This is a genomic window from Pseudomonas sp. P4_C8, from assembly GCF_056401975.1.
The window spans coordinates 1-15,264 of sequence record NZ_JBFUIH010000079.1; the positions used below are offsets into that span (position 1 = coordinate 1).

General features: G+C 57.2%; 13 protein-coding genes and 2 pseudogenes. 11 read left to right on the top strand and 4 right to left on the bottom strand.

What is annotated here, in order from left to right; translation table 11 throughout:
- The 6 genes from AC1DWM_RS29120 to AC1DWM_RS29145 all read left to right on the top strand — a co-directional run.
- Positions 1-610, top strand: a 610-nt coding sequence (locus AC1DWM_RS29120) for an AAA family ATPase (protein WP_477796775.1), incomplete at its 5' end; no start/stop codon positions are given.
- 161 nt (positions 611-771) lie between these two features.
- On the top strand, positions 772-3,168 hold the full coding sequence (gene lon, locus AC1DWM_RS29125) for an endopeptidase La (RefSeq protein WP_007946894.1): 2,397 nt from the start codon (positions 772-774) through the stop codon (positions 3,166-3,168).
- Positions 3,169-3,320: 152 nt separating this feature from the next.
- Positions 3,321-3,593 carry an HU family DNA-binding protein gene (locus AC1DWM_RS29130; protein ID WP_002552737.1) on the top strand — a complete coding sequence of 91 codons (273 nt, stop codon included), beginning with the start codon at positions 3,321-3,323 and terminating at the stop codon, positions 3,591-3,593.
- Positions 3,594-3,826: 233 nt separating this feature from the next.
- Positions 3,827-5,698 carry a SurA N-terminal domain-containing protein gene (locus tag AC1DWM_RS29135; RefSeq protein ID WP_223517420.1) on the top strand — a complete coding sequence of 624 codons (1,872 nt, stop codon included), beginning with the start codon at positions 3,827-3,829 and terminating at the stop codon, positions 5,696-5,698.
- A gap of 229 nt (positions 5,699-5,927) precedes the next feature.
- The gene (locus tag AC1DWM_RS29140) at positions 5,928-6,761 is read left to right on the top strand and encodes a DUF2242 domain-containing protein (protein WP_477796776.1); all 834 of its coding nucleotides are present in this window, start codon (positions 5,928-5,930) and stop codon (positions 6,759-6,761) included.
- 192 nt (positions 6,762-6,953) lie between these two features.
- On the top strand, positions 6,954-7,100 hold the full coding sequence (locus tag AC1DWM_RS29145; RefSeq protein WP_223517417.1) for a hypothetical protein: 147 nt from the start codon (positions 6,954-6,956) through the stop codon (positions 7,098-7,100).
- 3 nt (positions 7,101-7,103) lie between these two features.
- Here AC1DWM_RS29145 and AC1DWM_RS29150 read toward each other — a convergent pair whose 3' ends face one another.
- From AC1DWM_RS29150 to AC1DWM_RS29160, 3 genes are all read right to left on the bottom strand, one after another.
- Entirely contained in the window at positions 7,104-8,144 is a 1,041-nt protein-coding gene (locus AC1DWM_RS29150; RefSeq protein ID WP_477796777.1) for an AraC family transcriptional regulator, read from the bottom strand.
- Between the two features lie 3 nt (positions 8,145-8,147).
- Positions 8,148-9,278, bottom strand: a complete 1,131-nt coding sequence (locus tag AC1DWM_RS29155) for a carbon-nitrogen hydrolase family protein (RefSeq protein ID WP_477796778.1) — start codon at positions 9,276-9,278, stop codon at positions 8,148-8,150.
- 208 nt (positions 9,279-9,486) lie between these two features.
- Positions 9,487-10,440, bottom strand: a complete 954-nt coding sequence (locus tag AC1DWM_RS29160; RefSeq protein WP_223517411.1) for a LysR family transcriptional regulator — start codon at positions 10,438-10,440, stop codon at positions 9,487-9,489.
- A gap of 121 nt (positions 10,441-10,561) precedes the next feature.
- On the opposite strand from AC1DWM_RS29160, the gene AC1DWM_RS29165 reads away from it, so the two are divergent.
- From AC1DWM_RS29165 to AC1DWM_RS29185, 5 genes and pseudogenes are all read left to right on the top strand, one after another.
- Positions 10,562-11,731, top strand: a complete 1,170-nt coding sequence (locus AC1DWM_RS29165) for a M20 aminoacylase family protein (RefSeq protein WP_477796779.1) — start codon at positions 10,562-10,564, stop codon at positions 11,729-11,731.
- Positions 11,732-11,797: 66 nt separating this feature from the next.
- Positions 11,798-12,586 (top strand): ABC transporter substrate-binding protein, encoded by a 789-nt coding sequence (locus AC1DWM_RS29170; protein WP_223517407.1) that lies wholly within the window; start codon positions 11,798-11,800, stop codon positions 12,584-12,586.
- Positions 12,587-12,679: 93 nt separating this feature from the next.
- The gene (locus AC1DWM_RS29175) at positions 12,680-13,369 is read left to right on the top strand and encodes an ABC transporter permease (protein WP_223517405.1); all 690 of its coding nucleotides are present in this window, start codon (positions 12,680-12,682) and stop codon (positions 13,367-13,369) included.
- Positions 13,366-14,080: pseudogene (locus AC1DWM_RS29180) on the top strand (ABC transporter permease). Before AC1DWM_RS29175 ends, AC1DWM_RS29180 begins: the two are co-directional and overlap by 4 nt.
- Before the next feature lie 19 nt (positions 14,081-14,099).
- The gene (locus AC1DWM_RS29185; protein ID WP_477796780.1) at positions 14,100-14,867 is read left to right on the top strand and encodes an ABC transporter ATP-binding protein; all 768 of its coding nucleotides are present in this window, start codon (positions 14,100-14,102) and stop codon (positions 14,865-14,867) included.
- A gap of 150 nt (positions 14,868-15,017) precedes the next feature.
- Here AC1DWM_RS29185 and AC1DWM_RS29190 read toward each other — a convergent pair.
- A pseudogene (locus tag AC1DWM_RS29190) lies at positions 15,018-15,264 on the bottom strand (hypothetical protein); the annotation flags it as partial.

The window sequence follows — 15,264 nt, forward strand, 5'->3', positions numbered from 1 at the left end:
ACCTCAAGGTGGTCGCAAGCATCCGCAGCAGGAATTCCTTCAGGTTGACACCCGTAACATCCTGTTCATCTGCGGTGGTGCGTTCTCYGGTCTGGAAAAGGTTATTCAAAACCGTTCCACCAAGGGCGGCATTGGTTTCAATGCGGAAGTGCGCAGCAAGGAAGAAGGCAAGAAAGTCGGTGAGTCCCTGCGTGAAGTCGAGCCTGACGATCTGGTCAAGTTCGGTCTGATCCCTGAATTCGTTGGTCGTCTGCCGGTACTTGCCACGCTGGACGAGCTTGATGAGGCTGCATTGATGCAGATTCTCACCGAGCCGAAAAATGCCCTGACCAAGCAGTATGCCAAGTTGTTCGAGATGGAAGGCGTGGACCTGGAATTCCGGGCCGACGCACTGAAGTCGGTCGCCAGACGTGCCCTGGAACGCAAGACCGGTGCCCGTGGACTGCGTTCGATTCTCGAAGGCGTGTTGCTCGACACTATGTATGAAATCCCCTCGCAGTCCGAGGTGAGTAAAGTAGTGATCGACGAAAGCGTTATAGAAGGCAAGTCCAAGCCACTGTATATCTACGAAAACAGTGAGCCTGCTGCCAAGGCCGCGCCAGACGCCTAAGCGTCACGCAGCTGGAACAAAGAAGGGGCCTTCGGGCCCCTTTGCTTTTACTGCCTTTTATCCCTGTCTTTGCGCTTGTTTTTTTTGAAGGCAGCCCCCATCTTGGTTTCAAGCTTACTTCCATCTGTTTACGGCCTTATGGCCGCCGTAGAGGCGAAATCATGAAGACAACCATCGAATTGCCTCTCCTGCCATTGCGTGATGTTGTGGTTTATCCGCACATGGTTATCCCGCTGTTCGTGGGGCGCGAGAAATCCATCGAAGCCCTCGAGGCTGCGATGACGGGCGACAAGCAGATCCTTCTGCTGGCTCAGAGAAACCCTGCTGACGACGATCCCGGTGAAGATGCACTTTATCGCGTAGGTACTATTGCGACCGTTCTGCAGCTGCTCAAGTTGCCTGACGGCACGGTCAAGGTTTTGGTCGAAGGCGAGCAGCGGGGCGCCGTGGAGCGCTTCAGCGAAGTGGACGGCCACTGCCGTGCCGAAGTCTCGTTGATTGACGAAGTCGACGCGCCTGAGCGCGAGTCAGAAGTGTTTGTGCGTAGCCTGCTGGCTCAGTTCGAACAATATGTGCAGTTGGGCAAGAAAGTCCCGGCTGAAGTCCTGTCGTCGCTCAACAGCATCGACGAGCCAGGCCGCCTGGTCGACACCATGGCCGCGCATATGGCCCTGAAAATCGAGCAGAAGCAGGAAATCCTCGAAATCATCGATTTGTCGGCCCGGGTCGAGCACGTTCTGGCGCTGCTGGATGCCGAGATCGATCTGCTGCAAGTTGAAAAACGCATTCGCGGTCGCGTCAAAAAACAAATGGAGCGCAGTCAGCGCGAGTACTACCTGAATGAGCAGATGAAGGCCATTCAGAAGGAGCTCGGCGACAGCGACGAAGGTCACAACGAAATCGAAGAGCTGAAAAAGCGCATCGATGCCGCCGGCCTGCCGAAAGATGCCTTGGCCAAAGCCCAGGGTGAATTGAACAAGCTTAAGCAAATGTCGCCAATGTCCGCGGAAGCGACCGTGGTGCGTTCGTACATCGACTGGCTGGTTCAGGTGCCTTGGAAGGCCCAGAGCAAGGTGCGTCTGGACCTTGCGCGCGCCGAAGATATTCTCGATGCAGACCACTATGGCCTGGAAGAAGTCAAAGAGCGGATCCTCGAATACCTCGCCGTGCAAAAACGTGTGAAGAAAATTCGTGGCCCGGTGTTGTGCCTGGTCGGTCCTCCGGGCGTGGGTAAAACCTCGCTGGCAGAGTCGATTGCTCACGCCACCAACCGCAAATTCGTGCGTATGGCCCTCGGTGGCGTACGTGACGAAGCTGAAATTCGTGGTCATCGCCGTACTTACATCGGTTCGATGCCAGGAAGATTGATTCAAAAGATGACAAAGGTGGGCGTCCGCAACCCACTGTTCCTGCTCGATGAAATCGACAAAATGGGCAGCGACATGCGTGGCGATCCGGCATCGGCGTTGCTGGAAGTGCTCGACCCTGAGCAAAACCACAACTTCAACGATCACTACCTTGAAGTCGATTACGACCTGTCCGATGTGATGTTCCTGTGCACCTCGAACTCCATGAACATCCCGCCGGCATTGCTGGACCGGATGGAAGTGATTCGCCTGCCGGGGTACACCGAAGACGAGAAAATCAACATCGCCGTCAAATACCTTTCGCCGAAGCAGATTACTGCCAATGGCTTGAAGAAAGGCGAGCTGGAATTCGACGCCGAAGCGATCCGCGACATCATCCGCTACTACACCCGTGAAGCTGGTGTGCGTGGGCTGGAACGCCAGATTGCCAAGGTGTGCCGCAAGGCGGTCAAAGAGCATGCAATGGAAAAACGCTTCTCGGTGAAAGTCACTGCCGAGATGCTTGAGCACTTTCTGGGCGTACGTAAATTCCGCTACGGCCTGGCCGAATCGCAGGATCAGATCGGTCAGGTGACCGGGCTGGCGTGGACGCAAGTGGGCGGCGAATTGCTGACTATCGAAGCCGCTGTCGTACCGGGTAAAGGCCAGTTGATCAAGACCGGTTCCCTGGGTGATGTGATGGTCGAATCGATAACCGCAGCACTGACCGTTGTCCGCAGCCGTGCGAAGAGTCTGGGGATCCCTCTGGACTTCCACGAGAAGCGCGACACGCATATCCATATGCCGGAAGGGGCGACCCCGAAAGACGGCCCTAGCGCCGGTGTAGGCATGTGCACGGCCCTGGTATCGGCATTGACCGGGATTCCGGTGCGTGCGGACGTTGCCATGACGGGTGAAATCACCTTGCGTGGTCAGGTGCTGGCGATTGGCGGCTTGAAAGAAAAACTGCTCGCGGCTCACCGTGGCGGGATCAAGACCGTGATCATTCCTGAAGAGAACGTACGCGATCTGAAGGAAATTCCGGACAACATCAAGCAAGATCTGCAGATTAAACCGGTTAAATGGATTGACGAAGTCCTGCAAATTGCGCTGCAATACGCGCCGGAACCCTTGCCTGACGTGGTTCCAGAGATCGTTGCTAAGGATGAAAAACGCGAGTCTGACTCTAAGGAAAGAATTAGCACGCATTAGTACGTATTTGCCTGGGGGGCTTCCTTGACAGCTTTTTAGAGCCCTTGTTATAAAGCGGCTCTTATAGTGTCTGTAGGCCATTCAGCACTCGTTTTTTGCTTTCACCAAAAAAACTTAGAATCATACTCAAATAGATAGTAAGGGGACTTAGAGTGAACAAGTCGGAACTGATTGATGCTATCGCTGCATCCGCTGATATCCCGAAAGCTGCTGCTGGCCGTGCGCTGGACGCTGTAATCGAATCCGTCACTGGCGCTCTCAAGGCTGGCGACTCTGTTGTTCTGGTTGGTTTCGGTACCTTCTCCGTGACTGATCGTCCAGCTCGCATTGGTCGTAACCCACAGACCGGTAAGACACTGGAAATCGCAGCAGCCAAAAAACCAGGTTTCAAAGCCGGTAAAGCACTGAAAGAAGCTGTCAACTAAGTTCGATTCAGGTTTTTGCCTATCCGGGTCAGGGTCATGCCTGACCTGGCAGCGGAGCGGTAGTCCAGTCGGCAAGTTGCCGGTCCGAGACACCGAGGGTCGCATGTTCGACCCTTCGATCCGCTCCGCCAGTTACGAGAAGGCGCATCCCCGGATGCGCCTTTCTTCTATCCGGATTCTACCCACGCTCCACGGTTGCCTAATTTTGAAGTTCAACCGTTTCTGGGGGACGCATGCTGCAGAATATCAGGGACAATTCACAAGGCTGGATTGCCAAGACCATTATCGGGGTCATCGTTGCACTGATGGCTTTGACCGGTTTCGACGCCATTTTCAAGGCCACTACGCACAGCAATGATGCGGCCAAGGTCAATGGTGAAGAAATCACCCAGAACGAGCTGAGCCAAGCGGTTGATATGCAACGCCGTCAACTCATGCAACAGCTGGGCAAAGATTTCGATGCTTCCTTGCTCGATGAAAAAATGCTGCGCGAATCGGCCCTTAAAGGCTTGATCGATCGCAAGTTGTTGCTGCAAGGCGCACAAAACTCGAAATTCGCTTTCTCTGAAGCCGCTCTGGACCAGGTGATCCTGCAGACGCCTGAATTCCAGGTCGACGGCAAGTTCAGCCCTGAGCGTTTCGATCAGGTGATCCGCCAACTCGGTTACAGCCGTATGCAGTTCCGCCAGATGCTGGCTCAGGAAATGCTGATTGGTCAGCTGCGCGCTGGCCTGGCCGGTAGCGGTTTCGTCACCGACGCTCAGGTGCTGGCCTTCGCCCGTCTGGAAAAGCAGACCCGCGATTTCGCTTCCCTGAATGTCAAGGTTGACCCGGCGTCTGTAAAGCTGACTGACGAAGAAGTCAAAGCCTACTACGACGAACACGCCAAGGAATTCATGACGCCGGATCAGGTGATCATCGATTACCTGGAATTGAAGAAGGCTTCCTTCTTCGATCAGGTCGCAGTCAAGGACGAAGACCTGCAAGCGGCGTATCAGAAAGAAATCGCGAACCTGTCTGAACAGCGTCGGGCTGCGCACATTCTGATCGAAGTGAACGACAAAATGACCGAGGCGCAAGCCAAGGCCAAGATCGAAGAAGTGCAGGCACGTCTGGCCAAAGGCGAGAAATTCGATGCGCTGGCCAAAGAGTTCTCCCAGGACCCGGGTTCTGCCAACAACGGCGGTGACCTCGGCTACGCAGGTCCTGGTGTCTACGACCCGGCCTTCGAAACAGCCCTGTATTCGCTGGCCAAGGATCAAGTCTCCGAGCCGGTTCGTACCGACTTCGGTTTCCACCTGATCAAGCTGTTGGGTGTGGAAGCACCTGAAGTGCCGACGTTTGCCAGCCTCAAAGACAAGCTGACCCGTGAGCTGAAAACCCAGCAGGTCGAGCAGCGTTTCGTCGAAGCGACCAAGCAACTGGAAGATGCCTCGTTCGAAGCATCCGATCTGGCCCAGCCGGCGCAAGACCTGAAACTTACCGTTCACACCTCCAAGCCATTCGGTCGTGAAGGCGGTGAGGGGATTGCGGCAAACCGTGCGGTGATTACTGCTGCGTTCAGTCCTGAAGTGCTGGATGAAGGTGCCAACAGCACCGCCATCGAACTCGATCCGGAAACCGTGATTGTGTTGCGCGCCAAGGAACACCTGAAACCAGCACAACTGCCGCTGGAAAGCGTAAACGTCGCCATCCGCACGCAATTGGCCAAGGAGCACGCCAGCTCTGCCGCCAAGACCAAGGCTGAACAGTTGATTGCCAGCCTGCGTGACGGTAAGACTCCGCTGGACACGGCAATTGATGGCCAGAGCTGGAAAGTGACCGAAGCGGCTACCCGAGCCCAGGAAGGGGTCGACCCAACCGTGCTGCAAGCGCTGTTCCGGATGCCCAAGCCAGCTGCCAAGGACAAACCGACCTTCAGCAACGTGACCCTGGCCGATGGTAGCCTGGTGATCGTGCGTTTGAACAACGTGAACGAAGCGGCCGCGCCGACCGAAGAAGAGAAGGCTCAATACCGTCGCTTCCTCGCCTCGCGCATTGGCCAACAAGACTTCGCGGCTTACCGCAAGCAGCTGGAAAGCGAAGCCGATATCAAGCGTTACTGATGCCTGATTGAGCGTGTCGCAACACAAAGACCCTGGCCGAAAGGCCGGGGTTTTTTGTGTCTGAAAGGAACACGAAACGGTTATCCGTCGCCGAAAGCGGGCGTGGAGCGACCTTTTCGCGTCAATGGCAGTCTTTACACTTGTAACTGTTTTAAGACACTAATCGATGCGCCGCTAAGCGTCGATCTGTTGCACAATATGCCCCGGACCGTTTTCCTCAGGATGTTCAATGTTTAAATCAATTCCCATGCGTCTCGTCGGGCTGGCACTGGTGCTCGCCGCTGCCGGCTGCTCGTCCAAGAAAGCCGCGATCTATGAGCATGAGAACTTCGCCGACTCCGGCACCTTTTCGCGCAACTACCCCGTGACCGATGCGAAGACTTGCGAAGCGGCACGCCGTGCCTTGCTCAGCCAGGGTTACATCATTACCAGCAGCGACCCCAAGCTGATCAGCGGGCACAAGAGTTTCCAGCAGACCGGCGAGACGCACATGGAGATCAGTTTCAGTGTGGTCTGTGCCGATGACGGCAGCGACGGGCACCACGCGACCATGTTTGCCAACGCCTTGCAGGACCGTTATGCGCTAAAGAAAACCAATAACTCGGCCAGTCTGGGTGTTGGTGTGTTGGGCTCGGTATCTATGCCGATCGGTTCGTCCGACGACTCGATGGTCAAGGTCGCCAGCGAAACCGTCTCGTCGGCCAAGTTCTACGAGCGTTTTTTTACCCTGGTCGAATTGTTCCTGCCACCGGAAGCGAAGAAAGCCGCACACATCGACGAGAAGCCGAAGACTGACCTGGGTGTGCCTGAAGCCAAGGCTGCTCCAGCATCGCTGGCACCTGCTTCCGCACCTGCGGCGGAGCCGACGCCAACCCCGGCTGCCGAACCTGCTCCCGCCCCAGTAGCCTCGGAACCGCTTGCACCGCCGGCTGAATCCGCGCCGATCACCCCTGTGCAAATCAGCGAACCGGCACCAACCTTAGAAGCGATCACACCGCCACCGCAGTCGGACTTGCCGCCGCCAAGCGAGCCAATTCCAGCCATGCCGGTTTCTGGTCAGTAATCGATTCCCGTCGGGGTCGGGTCAAACGACACCGATCCCGTAGGCGCTTTACGTTGATCTGCATCAGCCAGGCCCTAGTCCTACAGCCTCTATCGAAAAAAACCGGTGATAAATTCCTGACCGCCTGCTACGTTTTACTAAGTAGCCGTTGAGCGGTGCGCCTGTGTCATTTTTCTTTCACAGGGGCACTTTATGCTCGGGGCGTTGGTCATTTATTCAGGCATTTTTAAACGAGCGCTGGGGGATTCAAAAATGGACGATTATCAAGAAGAGCTGCTCGAGTATCAGGCATTTGAACTGGACCCGCTGGAACCCGCCGAAGACGCTACCGAGCTGTAAGCGTCAAGCGGATTGGCGATGACTGCGGCGAAACTCGCCGGGTGTCTGGCCATTCCAGCGTTTGAAGGCCCGTTGGAAGGCTTCAGCTGAGGCGAAACCCAGCAGGTAGGCGATTTCTCCGAACGCCAGTTCGGTATCGCGGATGTACGTCATGGCCAGGTCGCGACGTGTGTCGTTGAGAATCGCGCGAAATTGCGTGCCTTCTTCGACGAGTTTGCGACGCAAGGTCCAGGTGGGCAGCTTCAGGCGTGCCGCCACTTCCTCAAGGTCGGGTTCCCGGCCACCATTGAGTAATGGYCCCAGTAACTGAGTGATGCGTTCACGCAGACTACGGGTGCGTGTCAGTTGCTCCAGTTCCCGYTCRCASAGTTGCAGCAARTGCCKCCAGGTACTCGGGCAGTGCACCGGGTTGCGTTGGGCGAGGCTGGTCAGGCTCAGACGCAGTTGGTTGTGCTCGGCGCCAAACTGGATCGGGCAATCGCCCAGCAGGGCATACGCTTCGCGGTAATCCGGCGCCTCGAATTCAATCTCGATGCGCTCAGCGCGCAGCGGGGCAGCGCTTAGGCTGGACAATTGCTGCAACCATCCGGCGATGATCGAGTCCACCACAAAGCGGTTATAGGCGTTGTACGGGCTGATGGAGTAGAAGCGCAGCCACGCGCCCTGAGCGTCCTCATGAAAACTCGACTGCCCGCGATAGTTGGAGCCGTACAAGGCTTCGAAGCGAATCAGGCAACGCGCAGCTTCTCGAACCGTCGGCGCCTGGGCGGCCGTGACACCGGCCAGGCCGGCTTGGCTCAGACGACTGAGCTGGCCCATGCGCAAACCCAGTGCCGGGTCATCCGTCAATTGAATCGCCCCATGGCCTAGGCGCATGTAGCGCGGGATCGACAGCCGGGCACCGGGCTCTGCTAACCGGGCCGCATCCAGGCCGTATTGGTCGAGCAACGGTTGAGGGTCTACGCCGTGGCTGTGCACCGCATCGGCCAGGCTATGGACGAAACCCACCGACAAATCCCCGAGGCGCATCGGCACCGGTTTCATGGGTTACAGCCAAAGGTTCAGCAACCGCGCGCCACGGGCGTTGCCGTCGGCGAACTGTTGACCGTTGTTGCTGAGAAAACTTTGCCCGGCGCTGCCTTGATCCCAGAACTGGCCGCGCAGGAACACGCTCATCCCAGCGATGGCCTGGCTGCTCGGCGGTTGCGCAGTCAAGGTCAGGCGATGCCAGGCCTGGCCTTCACTCAATTCGCCGGGTTTGAGGCTGACGGATTTGGGTGTCGGCAATCCCCGGTAACCCCGCCACGGTTTATCCCAGGTGTCACGTCCGATGACGAACGCCGGAACAGCCACCAGTTGCACACCCTGATCGTCGAGCTTGCGGTAATTCTCCGGGTACCAACTGTCGCTGCCGATCAACACGCCCAAGCGTCCGGCTGGCGTATCGATGACGTTGAGTGCCTGTTGGTCATTGGCTTTGAAGGCGTCTTGCTCCTCGAACACCGGGTGCATCTGGCGTTGAGGCTGGCCAATCGGCAGGCCATCGCGACCAAAGATCACACTGCTGTTGTACAGCGCGCCGCGCCCGATTTTCAGCCTGCCGTCGATGACACTGGGCTCCGGCAATACGATGGTGCCCGCCACCAGCGTCACGTGAAATTCCTTCGCCAGCCCGCCGAACAGTGCCTGGTAATTCTTGGCCATGCCCTTGGCTTTCATCCGCAAATGGGCATCGTCGAGGCGGCTGCCGCCCTCGGCGCTGATCAGCGCGCGAACGAATTGCAAAGGATTGCTCGCTGCCAGCCAGTTCATAGCTTCCCTGATCGTCGTGGCCTGGTACAGCTCGTCTTTCTCGCCGCTGACCATCAGCCAAGTGCCGATATGTTCCGGCAACACGACGATGGTCTTGTCATTCAGCAGGCCCTGGTCCTGGGCCTTCTGCAAATAGGCCGCGAGTTTGCGATGCAAGCGCTCGGGGCTTTGATAGTCGGTCGGGAACAGCTCGGGCTGGATGCCCAGTAGATTGCCGCGATCAGCGGGTGTGCCTTGATCGATGGCCAGGTTGATGCGCAGGTCCGACAGGTAATGGCCCACGGGACGATCCGCGGCCCACATGGCGTAGGTTGTCAGGGCGGCAATGATCGCCATGGAAAAGGTCAGGTACAGAAGTTTGCGCATGGGGGAGCAGTCGACGGCCATATGCAGGCATGGCTTTGCATTGGGATTTGGGTCGAGGATAAAGCGAATCAAGGAGTTAGTGGTTGAATTTCTTTTTTTCCTGGTTTGTTTTTCCGCTTGAGGCTGATTTTTTTCCTCAGAAACGCAACTGCTACGGGTATTCGAGAACCTATTGGGCACATGCGTGGGGACGCGACTCGATGATGTTTCACAACATCAGACGCAACGTTTCGAATAACTGACGATCTTCTTTTTTGGCCGAGCGCGCGTGGCGCCGAATGACCTGCAACAGGCAGTCGGTGAAGCACAATGCCGGATTGCTGAGTGCACCATTGCGGCGTGTCACGATGCTCAACTGTCGCGGTTCGAACTGTTCAGCCAGCCCCAAGGAAACCACCCGACCGAGGAAGGGAGGGGCAATACTGACGATGGACGGCCCCCAAGTGCACATGTCGGCCCGTTCGACCATCATCTGCAAAATCGCCAGTGAGTGGGCACGAACGATGCGGTTTTCATTGATCTGCGCGTTATGTTGCCAGAACAACTCCTGCATGAGTCCATCGTGCCCATCCGGTGCATAGTTCAGCGTCCAGTTTTCCTCCAGCAGCTCATGGATCGATCGAGCATCTTGTCGGGGATGGCCCTGACGGACCAGCACCGACGTCTGGTAATCGAGTAGTGTTTCGCAGGCGAACTCTTGGGTTGATTGCGCCGGGTGAAGCTGGCCGATTGCAAAGTCCATGCTGCCATCGCGCAACAGCGGCTGGGCCACGGCCATCAGGCTTTCGAACAGCTCCAGGCGGATTTGCGGCATGCGCTCGCGAAACGCCAGGACTACCTCGGGCAAGAAAGTCAGGGCGATCCACGGCGTGATCCCGACACAGAGTCGGCCCTGAGCCTTGCCACGCATGTGATCGAGCTCGGTCTGTGCGTGCTCCAGTTGCTTGATCACCAGCCGGGCGTGGGTTAGCAGCACCTTTCCGTATTCGGTGAAGTTCAGGCCGCTGGCGGTTCGGGTGAACAGCGGTAGCTGTTGGCTGGTTTCCAGCTCGCGCAGCGCTTTGGTCACGGCGGCCTGGGAAATCTCCAGTGAACGAGCTGCCGCGCGAATGCTGCCGGTTTCGGCGCTGGCAATCAGCGCTTGTAATTGATGCAGTTTCATCTGCTCACCCTGGTGACAACTAATGGTTGTCATCATAACCAAACTGCATCTCCCCAGCCCAGAGCTTGTTCCCTAAGATCCACCCCATCAACCGCTCAGCTTTTGTCGAAGGGGAACAACAATGAATGCCGGCCATGTCCTGCCTGGTATTGCAGCGATGCAAGATGAAATGATCGCGTTGCGTCACAGCTTTCACGCGCATCCCGAACTGGGTTTTGAAGAGTTCGCCACCAGTGAGCGGGTTGCAGAGTGTTTGACCCGCTGGGGTTACCAGGTCAGCACTGGCATCGGCAAGACTGGCGTCGTCGGTACCCTGAAAAATGGCGAGGGCCGGTCCATCGGCCTGCGCGCCGACATGGATGCACTGCCGATTCAGGAGACCACCGGTTTACCCTACGCCAGCCGGATCGACGGAGTCATGCATGCCTGCGGCCATGACGGTCATACGGCCACCCTGTTGACGGCCGCCAGGCACCTGGCGCGGACCCGGGCGTTCAACGGTACGTTGCAACTGATTTTCCAACCGGCCGAAGAAGGACTGGGCGGCGCCAGGAAAATGCTGGAAGAAGGCCTGCTCGAACGGTTCCCCTGTGACGCGATCTTCGCCATGCATAACGTGCCGGGCTACCCCACCGGGCACCTGGGGTTTTACAGCGGACCGTTCATGGCGTCTGCCGACACGGTGACGATCAACATCATCGGTAACGGCGGCCATGGCGCGGTGCCACACAAAGCGGTGGATCCGGTGCTGGTCTGCTCGTCGATCGTGATCGCACTGCAAAGCATCGTCTCGCGCAACGTCAACCCGCAGGACGTGGCGATAATCACGGTGGGCTCCATTCATGCTGGAAGTGCCTCGAATGTCATCCCGTCCAGCGCACAGATGAGCCTGAGCGTGCGCGCATTGACCCCCGAGATTCGCCAGTTGCTCGAAGTCAGAATCACCGAGTTGGTCAACGGTCAGGCCGCCAGTTTCGGTGCTCGAGCCGAAATCGATTATCAGCGTTGTCATCCTGTGTTGATCAACCATCCCGAGTCCACCGCGTTTGCCCGAGAGGTCGCACGGGACTGGCTGGGCGAAGGGCAATTGATCGACAACCTGCGGCCCTTTACTGCGAGTGAAGACTTCGCCTTCATCCTGGAAAAATGCCCCGGCAGTTACTTGGTGATCGGCAATGGTGACGGCGAGAGTGGCTGTCTGCTGCACAACCCCGGCTACGACTTCAACGACGCCTGCCTGCCGATCGGTGCGAGCTACTGGGTCAAGTTGGTCGAGGGTTATCTGAGTTGAGACGCCGTATTGTCGAGCGTCAGTCGATACAAAAAAACGTCTGCGGTCTGGAGAGGAAGAATAAAAATGAACAAGATGATTGCGGCTGTTTCACTGCTTTGCTTGACGGCATCCAGCCTGGCCGGCGCGGCCGACTGGTCTGGCAAAGTATTGAAGCTGGGAGTCGACCCCACGTACCCGCCCCTGGAATACAAAAACCAGGACGGCACCCTGACCGGCTTTGGAGTCGACATCGCCGAAGCGCTTTGTGCCGAGCTCAAAGCCCGTTGCATTTGGGTTGAAAGCAGCTGGGACGGGATGATCCCGGCGCTGCTGGCGCGCAAGTTCGATGCGGTGGCGTCGTCGATGACCGTGACGCCCAAGCGTCTGGAGCAGATTGCGTTTACCAACAAGGTCTCCAATGCGCCGGCACGGCTGGTGGTCAAGCGTGGATCGGGCCTGGTGCCAACCCTCGAATCGCTCGAGGGCAAACGCATTGGCGTAGAGCAGGGCTCGACCCAGGAAGCGTATGCCAAAGCCGTCTGGGGTTCGAAAGGTGTGGACGTTCTGTCCTATCAGAATCAGGACCAGGTGTACGCCGATCTGGTGGTGGGGCGACTCGATGCCTCGCTGCAGGGCGCCATTCAGGCCAGTCACGGCTTCCTCGGCACGGCGGCAGGCAAGGATTATGAGTTTGCCGGCGCGACTCTGGATGATCCAGGATTTTTCGGCGTCGGTGACGGCATCGGCTTGCGCAAGAGCGATGTCGAGTTGCGCGAGGATTTGAACAAGGCGCTGGCGACCATTCTGGCCAACGGCACGTATGCACGGATCAACAATAAATATTTCGATTTCGACGTCTACGGCGCTAAGTAACGCCCCCCTCGCGACCTTGTACAGGGCGGTCGACCAGGCTGCTCTGCTTCAGCATCCCCTTCACCTCAACCTAATAAGAACAAGGAGAGTGAAATGCTTCTGGAAGGCTTTGGCCCGCAAATCCTGCTGGGCACCCTGGCCACAATCAAACTGGCACTGTGGTCGTTGTTGATCGCCGTTCTGGCAGGACTGCTCGGCGCGAGTTCCAAGTTGTCCTCCAACCGTTTGTTGCGGTCGCTGGCCACCGGTTACACGACGGTGATCCGCAGCATGCCTGACCTGGTGATCATGTTGCTGCTGTTCTTCAGTCTGCAGATGCTGCTCAACCGGATGACCGATTGGCTGGGTGTCAGTCAGATTGACATTGACCCGTTTCTGGCCGGTGTTGTGACCCTGGCCTTCATTTACGGGGCTTACTTCACCGAGACATTTCGTGGTGCCTTCCAGGCCGTTCCGGCTGGTCAGCTTGAAGCGGCGCGGGCTTACGGTATGACTCGCGGGCAGACCTTTCGCAAGGTGCTGTTCCCGCAAATGCTGCGTCATGCGTTGCCGGGCATTGGCAACAACTGGCAGGTCTTGATCAAGTCCACGGCATTGGTCTCGATCATCGGCCTGACCGATGTGGTCAAGGCCACCCAGGACGCGGGCAAGGGCTCGATGCAGTTCTTTTATTTCACGCTGGTGGGTGGCCTGATCTACCTGGCCATTACCACGGTGTCCAACGGGGTGTTGAGGTGGCTTGAGCACCGTTACTCGGTGGGTGTCAGGAAGGCTTCTCTATGACCGGTATTTTCGAAGACTACTGGCAGGCTTACCTGTGGAGTGACGGGCCACACTTTTCCGGGTTGGCGGTGACCTTGTGGCTGCTGATTCTGGCGGTGGTGAGTGGTTTCTTGCTCGCGGTGCCGTTGTCGATTGCCCGAGTCAGCCGTAATCCGCTGCTGCGCTTGCCGGTCTGGTGTTACACCTATGTTTTTCGCGGCACCCCGTTGTACATCCAGCTGCTGTTCTTCTACACCGGGGTGTACAGCCTGCACGTGGTTCGGTCCCAGGACTTTCTCAACGCGTTTTTCCGCGACGGCTTCAACTGCACGGTGTTGGCGTTCGGGCTCAATACCTGTGCCTACATGACCGAGATTTTTGCTGGCTCGATCAGGGCGACGCCCTACGGCGAAATCGAGGCCGCCCGCGCCTATGGGATGAGTCGATTCACCCTCTATCGCCGAATCGTCCTGCCGTCAGCGTTGCGCCGGGCCCTGCCATTCTTCAGCAATGAAGTGATTCTGATGCTGCATTCCACATCGGTGGCGTTTACCGCCACGGTGCCCGATTTGCTGAAGATTGCCCGGGACGTCAACTCGGCGACCTACGCCTCGTTCACCGCGTTCGGCATTGCCGGAGTGCTGTATGCCGCCAGCGCGTTTTTTCCTGATCTGGCTGTTTCGGCGCGGCGAACTGCGTTGGCTGGCCTACCTCAATCCCCGTACGCACTGACCCCATCGGACTTGCTCGCATGTATAAATTGATCGTTGAAGATGTCCATAAAAACTACGGCAACCATGAAGTTCTGAAGGGTGTTTCGCTCAAGGCCAGGGCGGGTGATGTGATCAGCATCATCGGCTCCTCCGGGTCCGGGAAAAGTACTTTTTTGCGTTGTATCAATCATCTGGAACAGCCTTCGGCGGGGCGGATCATCGTCAATTCGCAGGAGCTGCTGACCCGCAAGAACTCAAGGGGCGATTTGTGTGCGCTCGATCCCCGGCAGTTGCAACTCGTGCGCAGCCAGTTGTCGATGGTGTTTCAGCATTTCAATCTGTGGAGCCACATGACGGTGCTGGAAAACCTCATCGAGTGCCCGATGAGTGTGCTGGGTATCGCTCGGCCGCAAGCATTGGAGCGGGCGCGTCATTACCTCGCGAAGGTCGGTCTGCCAGCAAAGGTCGAGGACCAGTATCCGGTCCACCTGTCCGGCGGCCAGCAGCAGCGCGTAGCAATCGCCCGCGCTCTGGCGATGGAGCCCCAGGTGATGTTGTTCGATGAACCGACCTCCGCCCTGGATCCCGAACTGGTGGGCGAGGTGCTCAAAGTCATGCAGCAGCTTGCCGAAGAGGGCAGGACTATGGTGGTCGTTACCCATGAAATGGCTTTTGCCAGGCAGGTATCGAACCACGTTATGTTTCTGCACCAAGGCCAGGTGGAGGAACAGGGGGCTCCGGGCACGGTGCTGCAACAGCCCCGTAGCGAGCGTTTGCAGCAGTTTTTGGCGGGGAGTCTGAAGTAATTGGGTCAGAAGCTGGTGAAGTCTGCAGCCTTCGGTCGATACAGCGGATCGGATGCATTCTAGTGATCCAAGATTAGGCGTCTTGGTAAGGAAAAGAATTTTTAGACGGGGGTTGACCACGTATTTTAATGCTGTACTATTCGCCTCCCGCTAACGAGCAGTTTGATTTTGCTCTTGGCTTAAGTAGTTGATTTTGTTAATGAAATCATAAACTTTTAAGGTTGCAATTTGAGGAGTGTGCTGTAGAATGCGCGCCTCGGTTGAGACGAAAGATCTTAACCAACCGCTCTTTAACAACTGAATCAAGCAATTCGTGTGGGTGCTTGTGGGGTCAGACTGATAGTCAACAAGATTATCAGCATCACAAGTTACTCCGCGAGAAATCAAAGATGTAACC

What these genes read in the sequence shown, in the direction of transcription:
- lon (WP_007946894.1), top strand. Translation starts at nt 772, where the DNA reads ATGAAGACAACCATCGAATTGCCTCTCCTGCCATTGCGTGATGTTGTG.
- AC1DWM_RS29135 (WP_223517420.1), top strand. Translation starts at nt 3,827, where the DNA reads ATGCTGCAGAATATCAGGGACAATTCACAAGGCTGGATTGCCAAGACC.
- AC1DWM_RS29140 (WP_477796776.1), top strand. Translation starts at nt 5,928, where the DNA reads ATGTTTAAATCAATTCCCATGCGTCTCGTCGGGCTGGCACTGGTGCTC.
- AC1DWM_RS29145 (WP_223517417.1), top strand. Translation starts at nt 6,954, where the DNA reads ATGCTCGGGGCGTTGGTCATTTATTCAGGCATTTTTAAACGAGCGCTG.
- AC1DWM_RS29155 (WP_477796778.1), bottom strand. Translation starts at nt 9,278, where the DNA reads ATGCGCAAACTTCTGTACCTGACCTTTTCCATGGCGATCATTGCCGCC.
- AC1DWM_RS29160 (WP_223517411.1), bottom strand. Translation starts at nt 10,440, where the DNA reads ATGAAACTGCATCAATTACAAGCGCTGATTGCCAGCGCCGAAACCGGC.
- AC1DWM_RS29165 (WP_477796779.1), top strand. Translation starts at nt 10,562, where the DNA reads ATGAATGCCGGCCATGTCCTGCCTGGTATTGCAGCGATGCAAGATGAA.
- AC1DWM_RS29170 (WP_223517407.1), top strand. Translation starts at nt 11,798, where the DNA reads ATGAACAAGATGATTGCGGCTGTTTCACTGCTTTGCTTGACGGCATCC.
- AC1DWM_RS29175 (WP_223517405.1), top strand. Translation starts at nt 12,680, where the DNA reads ATGCTTCTGGAAGGCTTTGGCCCGCAAATCCTGCTGGGCACCCTGGCC.
- AC1DWM_RS29185 (WP_477796780.1), top strand. Translation starts at nt 14,100, where the DNA reads ATGTATAAATTGATCGTTGAAGATGTCCATAAAAACTACGGCAACCAT.